Consider the following 6,425-nt stretch of genomic DNA (forward strand, 5'->3'; position numbering starts at 1 on the left):
TCAAGGAGTCCTTCACGGCCGCTCAGGCGAGTTGTTTGCGCAGGTACGCGATGTCGGCGGCCTGGCCTTCGCCCGGCGTTTCGACGACCACCGGCGCACCCGCCTGGCGCACGACCTCGGCGAGTAGTTCCGGTTCGATCGTGCCGTCGCCGTCGACCACCGACGCGTGCCGGTCGCGGTTGGAACCGTGCTCGTCGCGGGAGTTGTTGCAGTGCACCAGGTCGATCCGGCCGGTGATGGCCTTGACCTTCTCCACCGCGGTCGCGAGATCCCAGCCCGCCGCGTAGGCGTGGCAGGTGTCGAGGCAGAAGCCCGCGCCGAACTCGCCGACCTTGTCCCACAGCCGGGCGATCACGTCGAGTTCGCGGGTCATCGCGTTGTCGCCGCCCGCGGTGTTCTCGATCAGGATCGGCACCGCGAAGCCGCCCTTTTCCGCTTCGCGCTCGAAAAGCTTGCGCCAGTTGACCAAGCCCTCCTCGACGTCGTCGCCCGCGCCAACGTGCCCGCCGTGCACGATCAGGCCCTTCGCGCCGATCGCGGCGGCCCCGTCGGCGTGCTGGGTGACGTTCTTGCGGGACGGGATGCGGATCCGGTTGTTCTTGGACGCGACGTTGATCAGGTACGGCGCGTGGATGAACACCTCGACCGGGGAGGCCTTGATCTCCTCGCCGTGCGGATGCGGTTTCGGTGCCTTCCACCCCTGCGGGTCGGAGAGGAAGAACTGGACGACGTCGGCTTCTCGCTCGGCGACGGCGGCCAGCGGATCGTCGTCGCGGACATGGGCGCCAATCTGCATGCCCTGACGCTACTACCGGGCGAATCTCCCCCTTCGGCCCGAGTTGGTGACGCTCGTGGAGTACCGTGAGCGCGTTCCGTGATCCAGTCGGGGGAGGAAAGACATGCGGAAACGCGCTGGACGGACGATTTCGCTGGGAGTCGCGCTCGCGGCGCCGCTGCTGTCGGCGGTCCTGGCCTTTCCCGCCACCGCGTCCGCGGACCCGAGCCCGACAGTGACCGGCGACTGCGAATCCACCCTGCAGAACGGCAAGGACGGCACCGGCCTCGCGCTCGACGCGGGCGCCCCGCTCAACGCGCCGAACCGGCTGACCGTCGGCCTCGATTCGAAGGCGAAGCAGACCGACGGCAACAACACGTTGCTCAACCTCCCGGTCGGCGACACCGTGCGCGCGCTGGGTGTCGGCGAGGCCCCCGTCGTTGGCGAGACGGCCGCGAAGGACACCTGCCCGTTCGTGCAGGCCGCGGGGAACGGCGTCGGCAACGCGACCCAGGGACTGGTCGGCGGACTTCCGGGAACCCCGCTTCCCAGCCCGCCGCCGAGCCCCAAGCCGCCGAACCCCACGCCGAACCCGCCGTCCCCGGCTCCCGGCCCCGGCGGCCCTGGCCAGCCCGTCCCCGGCGGCGACACGCTCGGCCCGGTGACGTCGGTCAGCGGCGACCTGTCCGGCCTCGACTCGGTGTCCGGCATCTTCACCGGGGCCGCGATGCTCCCGGCGAGTTTCGTGCAGGCCCCGATCGTCACCCAGGTCGTGCCCGGCCAGCTGCCGCAGGACCAGGTACCGACCGTCGACGCGAAGAAGTCCGGCACCGCCGAGGCGCTGCCCGCGGCCAACCCGCCCGCCCGGCTGCCGCTGCTGATCGCAGTGCTCGCGCTCGCGCTGGTGGCCGCCGCGCTGGTGCGCGCGTGGCTGCGGCGCAAGCCCGCCTGACTCTTACCCTGAGTAGCGCCCGCTTCCACCCGAATGCCTGACCTCGGAGGGGAGGCGGGCGTTACTCGTCTTCGTTACCGTCGTTGTCCACAGCAAGGCAGGTACAACGGACGCGGCGAAAGGGTCGACGGCCATGCAGCAGCACCGGGCACGGAGGGCCACCGCAGTGGGCGCCGCCGCTTTCGTCCTGGCCGGCTCGGCCGCGCTCGCCGCACCAGGAACCGCGTCGGCGGACACTTTGACCGCACCATGCGGCTCCACCATCACCGCGAAGCCGGGCGACCACGTCCAGGGCACCCTTCTCGGGCTCCCGGTCGACCTCGGCATCGTCGGCCAGGTCTCGGGCGTGCTCACCGGCACCGTCAACACGGTCCTCGGCACGGTCTGCAAGGTCACGGTGAACGTGGTCAACACCGTCGTCTCGCCGGTCCCGGTGATCGGCGCGCCCGCCGCGAGCGCGGTCAACGGCGCGGTCGCGGGCGGCACGGCCGCGGTGCAGCAGGGCGTCGCCGCCGTCGGCCAGGGCCTCACCGGCGGCCAGCCGGGCAAGCAGAACCCGGGCCCGAACCCGCAGCAACCGCCGTCGTCCGGCGGGAACAGCGGCAGCCCGCAGCAGGGCGGATCGCCAGGTCAGCAGTCCCAGATGCCGGGCTCGACCAGCCCGGTGCTCGGCGATTACGGCGGAGCGGGCGGCGGGGCCGCGCCGTTCTCGGCCTTCCTGCCGAACTTCAGCGATTTGTCGTACGGCTACAACACCGGATACGCGCCGATGCGCGATTACAGCGGCATCCCGATGGCGATGGCCGGATTGTTCAGCCCGTCGCCGTCGCTGCGCTACGGCAGCCAAATCCCGGGTTACGCGCCGCAATACGGCATTTCCAACCCGGACGGCTCGAACGGCGGCGACCGCACCATCCAGAACGCGGGTAACGCCCAGGCATTGCCCGGCACCGGCGGCAACCACACGAACGGGTTGGACTGGCCAGTTCTGGTGGCAGTTTTGGCACTTTCCGGAGTCAGCGCGGGCCTGGTCCGCACCTGGGTGCTCCGCCGAATGGCCGCTACGAGTTAAGCCAACTCACCAGTATCTTTACCGGAGTCCATTCGTTGTTCCTGATGCGACGAACCATGCCCGCGGACCCCGGAGGATAGTGCTCGTGCGGAAAATCCCCACCTGGAAGCGAACCCGTCGAGCACTCACCGTCACCGCCCTCGCCGCCCTCTTCACCGGCGGCGCGTTCCTGGGCACCGGCACCGCGTCCGCGGCGACCACGCTCGCGAACCAGTGCAAGGGTTCGGTCACCGGCGGCATGGGCGATTCGGTCGTCGTGCCCGGTTCGGCGGTCAAGGAGATCGTCCGCCAGTCGGCCAAGGACCAGGTCAACTTCTGGCGCTTGGCCACCGTCTGGCCGGACGCGCTGGCGAACGACATCGCGAACAAGGGCAACCTTCAGGTCGGCGCGATCCCGAACGCCGCGGGCGGCACGATCAGCGGCGACGCGATCGGCCAGGTCGTCTCAGACGCGCTGAAGAACGAGTGGGGCCTCGGCCTGCTGCCCGACACCAAGACCAAGGTGCTGAACGGGATCCGCAGCGGCGTCGCGTCCGCGTGCGGGCTCACCACGGTGGCGAACAACTACCAGGCTCCGTCGTCCTCGAACTCGCCGTCGAACGGCGGCACCCAGTCGAACGGCAATGCGCCCGCGCAGAACGGCGGCGGCAACCCGCTCGGCGACTACCAGCCGGGTTCGACCGGGATCGCCCCGCCGCGCGACTACGGCAACATCCCGACCGCGACCCCGGGCAACCCCGGCGTGCTGGGCACCGCAATCGCGCCCGGCGCGCGGTACGGCTCGCTGCCCGGTTCGGGCGCGCTGCCGCAGCAGCCGTCGGCCGGACAGGACCCGCAGGGCCAGCAGGGCCCGGACATCCGCAACGCGGGCAACGCCGAGGCGCTGGCGAGCCAGGGCGGCGCCTCGGACGTCCAGCTGCCGATGCTGCTCGCGGTGATCGTGCTGGCCGGCGTCACCGCCGGGCTCGTCCGCACCTGGGTGCTGCGCCGCGTCAGCTGACCCGCCGCACCGGACTGTCGGACCCGCCGGGTACGCTTACCTGGACAAACCCTCCTGTCACGGATCCGCCGTGACCGCGAGCCCATAGGAGGTGAGTGGTTATGTCACGCCATTACGAGGTAATGGTCATCCTGGACCCGACGCTCGACGAGCGCACGGTCGCGCCCACGCTGGACAACTTCCTCAACGTGATCCGCACTTCGGGCGGAAGCGTCGAGAAGGTCGACGTGTGGGGCCGCCGTCGCTTGGCGTACGAGATCAAGAAGAACGCCGAGGGCATCTACGCGCTGCTGGACCTGAACTCGACGGCCGAGGCCGTCAAGGAACTGGACCGCCAGCTGTCGCTGCAGGAAACCGTGCTGCGCACCAAGGTCATGCGCCGCGAGGTCAAGGCCGCGGCCAAGCCCGCGCCCGCCAAGGCCTGATCCGAGCCCGATCCGAAGGGACGCCATCCGTGGCTGGAGACACCGTCATCACCGTGGTCGGGAACCTGACGTCCGACCCGGAGCTGCGCTTCACCCCGTCCGGTGCGGCGGTCGCGAACTTCACCGTCGCGTCCACCCCGCGCACCCTCGACCGCCAGAGCGGCGAGTGGAAGGACGGCGAGGCGCTGTTCCTGCGCTGCAACATCTGGCGGCAGGCGGCGGAGAACGTCGCCGAGTCGCTCACGCGGGGCGCCCGCGTGGTGGTGCAGGGGCGGCTGAAGCAGCGGTCTTTCGAGACCAAGGAAGGCGAGAAGCGCACCGTCGTAGAGCTCGAGGTCGACGAGATCGGCCCCTCGCTGCGCTACGCGACGGCGAAGGTCAACAAGGTCAGCCGCGGTGGCGGTGGTGACTTCGGCGGCGGAGGCGGCGGCTTCAACGGAGGCGGCGGCAATCGCGGCGGCGGCGGCAACAGCGCGCCCGCCGACGACCCGTGGGGCTCGGCCCCGCCCGCGGGCGGTGGCGGCGGAGGCTTCTCCGACGAACCCCCGTTCTGATCTCATCTCTTTCTAGAATTCCAGGAGTACAACAGTGGCCAAGCCACCCATTCGCAAGCCCAAGAAGAAGGTCTGCGTGTTCTGCAAGGCCGAGAAGAAGGGCCGCCCGGAAACGATCGACTACAAGGACACCAACCTGCTGCGGAAGTACATTTCCGACCGCGGCAAGATCCGTGCCCGTCGCGTCACCGGCAACTGCAGCCAGCACCAGCGCGACATCGCCATCGCGGTGAAGAACTCGCGCGAGATGGCTCTGCTGCCCTACACGTCCACCGCGCGCTGAGGGGAGCACTAGTCATGGCGAAGATCATTCTCACCACGGACGTGGCGAACCTCGGCGGCCCCGGCGACATCGTCGAGGTCAAGGACGGCTACGCCCGCAACTACCTGCTGCCGCGCGGTTACGCGATCGTGGCCAGCAAGGGCGCGGAGAAGAACGTGCGCACGATCCAGCGCGCACAGGAATCCCGCCGCATCCGCGACCTCGACCACGCCAAGGAAATCAAGGCGACCCTCGAGGGCCTCGGCGCGATCCAGCTGACCGGCAAGGCCGCGGCGGGCTCGAAGAAGCTCTTCGGCTCGATCACCGCCGGCGAGATCGTCGACGCGATCAAGGCCCAGGGAGGCCCGCTGCTCGACAAGCGCGTCCTCGACCTGCGCGACCACATCAAGACGGTCGGCAAGCACTCGGTCAACGCCCGCCTGCACCCGAACGTCAAGGTGGACCTCCGCCTCGAGGTCAAGGCTGTGGCCGCGAACTGACGGCTTTTCCGCGAAACCGCCCCCGGGAGATCGTCCCGGGGGCGGTTTCGTTTCTGGCCGTCCCCCGGGCGGTTCGTGACCTCTTCGAGATCTGCGATACGGCCTAAGTCCGCAGCTCGGAGGCACTTTCGCATATTCGTGAACGCGGAGCGGGAACCAAGTGCCGTGCGTTACCATCCAAGGTGCTGATCTCGCCGTTTGGGGAGCGAGAGAGTTGCCAAAGGGGGTCAACCGGATGTCCGATGTGCCACCACCCGCTCCGATCATGGTCGGCGGCTACGGAACGGCCGGCGGGTACAAGTTCAGCGAGGACGAGGTCGACTCGGTCATCAAGCAGTGGGAAGACTTGCTCGCCCACCTGAACGACGATCTCGCCGACGCGAACAACATCAAGAACGTGAAGCCTCCCGCTCAGGAGTTCGCCAGCGAGGACTTCGTCAACAAGGGCGCGAATCCATCCGGCGAGACCCTGCTCAAGCAGCACGAGCGCATGCGTGACTACGTCTCCAACTTCATCACCGCGCTGCGGGCCGCCAAGAACAAGATCTCCGTCTCGGAGCAGCAAAACCGCGACACGTTGAACCAGCAGGCAAAGGGAGTCTGAGCACCAGATGCCGCACCGCACCGTCCGACTCGCCACCGCTGCCGTCGCCACGATCGGCTTGCTCGCCGCCTCCGCCTGCGGCGGTGAGACCGGCGGGACCGGAGGAACTGCTCAGCCGCCGGCCAGCAGCCCGGCCGACAGCGGCGGCTCGGGACCCAAGGTTCCGGCCCCTCTGCCTACCAAGGACTTGCTCGCCGATCCGTGCAGCGTGCTCAACGCCGCGGAGGCAGCACAGGTCGGTCTCAAGTATCCCGGCGAGAAGAGCTCCGGCGTGTTGAACG

9 protein-coding genes and 1 pseudogene are annotated in these 6,425 nt (G+C 69.2%); 9 read left to right on the forward strand and 1 reads right to left on the reverse strand.

Translation table 11 applies throughout. The features are described from left to right. Nucleotides 1–22 precede the first annotated feature (22 nt). Complete coding sequence (locus PUT80_RS22650) at nucleotides 23–796, reverse strand: deoxyribonuclease IV (RefSeq protein ID WP_037809070.1); 774 nt, start codon at nucleotides 794–796, stop codon at nucleotides 23–25. Between the two features lie 103 nt (nucleotides 797–899). Between PUT80_RS22650 and PUT80_RS22655 the strand changes: the two genes are divergently transcribed. The 9 genes and pseudogenes from PUT80_RS22655 to PUT80_RS22695 form a co-directional block, all read left to right on the forward strand. Continuing rightward, complete coding sequence (locus PUT80_RS22655) at nucleotides 900–1,727, forward strand: hypothetical protein (protein ID WP_037809071.1); 828 nt, start codon at nucleotides 900–902, stop codon at nucleotides 1,725–1,727. A gap of 166 nt (nucleotides 1,728–1,893) precedes the next feature. Beyond that, nucleotides 1,894–2,799 carry a hypothetical protein gene (locus PUT80_RS22660; RefSeq protein WP_275293355.1) on the forward strand — a complete coding sequence of 302 codons (906 nt, stop codon included), beginning with the start codon at nucleotides 1,894–1,896 and terminating at the stop codon, nucleotides 2,797–2,799. Between the two features lie 79 nt (nucleotides 2,800–2,878). Next, complete coding sequence (locus PUT80_RS22665; RefSeq protein WP_275293356.1) at nucleotides 2,879–3,799, forward strand: hypothetical protein; 921 nt, start codon at nucleotides 2,879–2,881, stop codon at nucleotides 3,797–3,799. Nucleotides 3,800–3,900: 101 nt separating this feature from the next. After that, nucleotides 3,901–4,224, forward strand: a complete 324-nt coding sequence (gene rpsF / locus PUT80_RS22670) for a 30S ribosomal protein S6 (RefSeq protein WP_093572314.1) — start codon at nucleotides 3,901–3,903, stop codon at nucleotides 4,222–4,224. Nucleotides 4,225–4,253: 29 nt separating this feature from the next. Beyond that, the gene (locus PUT80_RS22675) at nucleotides 4,254–4,778 is read left to right on the forward strand and encodes a single-stranded DNA-binding protein (RefSeq protein ID WP_275293357.1); all 525 of its coding nucleotides are present in this window, start codon (nucleotides 4,254–4,256) and stop codon (nucleotides 4,776–4,778) included. Between the two features lie 34 nt (nucleotides 4,779–4,812). Next, complete coding sequence (rpsR, locus tag PUT80_RS22680; RefSeq protein WP_009085242.1) at nucleotides 4,813–5,061, forward strand: 30S ribosomal protein S18; 249 nt, start codon at nucleotides 4,813–4,815, stop codon at nucleotides 5,059–5,061. A gap of 14 nt (nucleotides 5,062–5,075) precedes the next feature. Continuing rightward, a complete protein-coding gene (gene rplI, locus PUT80_RS22685) occupies nucleotides 5,076–5,540 on the forward strand; it encodes a 50S ribosomal protein L9 (protein WP_009085244.1) in 465 nt (154 codons plus the stop codon). Between the two features lie 235 nt (nucleotides 5,541–5,775). Then, nucleotides 5,776–6,144: a hypothetical protein gene (locus tag PUT80_RS22690; RefSeq protein ID WP_081684814.1), complete on the forward strand. Its 369-nt coding sequence runs from the start codon at nucleotides 5,776–5,778 to the stop codon at nucleotides 6,142–6,144. Nucleotides 6,145–6,151: 7 nt separating this feature from the next. Then, nucleotides 6,152–6,425: pseudogene (locus PUT80_RS22695) on the forward strand (hypothetical protein); the annotation flags it as partial.

The organism is Amycolatopsis sp. La24, assembly GCF_029087445.1.
Classification (GTDB): Bacteria; Actinomycetota; Actinomycetes; order Mycobacteriales; family Pseudonocardiaceae; genus Amycolatopsis; species Amycolatopsis nivea.

Bases quoted from the DNA above. Each gene is read 5' to 3' on its own strand.
- PUT80_RS22650 (WP_037809070.1), bottom strand. From the start codon at position 796: ATGCAGATTGGCGCCCATGTCCGCGACGACGATCCGCTGGCCGCCGTC.
- PUT80_RS22690 (WP_081684814.1), top strand. From the start codon at position 5,776: ATGTCCGATGTGCCACCACCCGCTCCGATCATGGTCGGCGGCTACGGA.
- rplI (WP_009085244.1), top strand. From the start codon at position 5,076: ATGGCGAAGATCATTCTCACCACGGACGTGGCGAACCTCGGCGGCCCC.
- rpsF (WP_093572314.1), top strand. From the start codon at position 3,901: ATGTCACGCCATTACGAGGTAATGGTCATCCTGGACCCGACGCTCGAC.
- PUT80_RS22655 (WP_037809071.1), top strand. From the start codon at position 900: ATGCGGAAACGCGCTGGACGGACGATTTCGCTGGGAGTCGCGCTCGCG.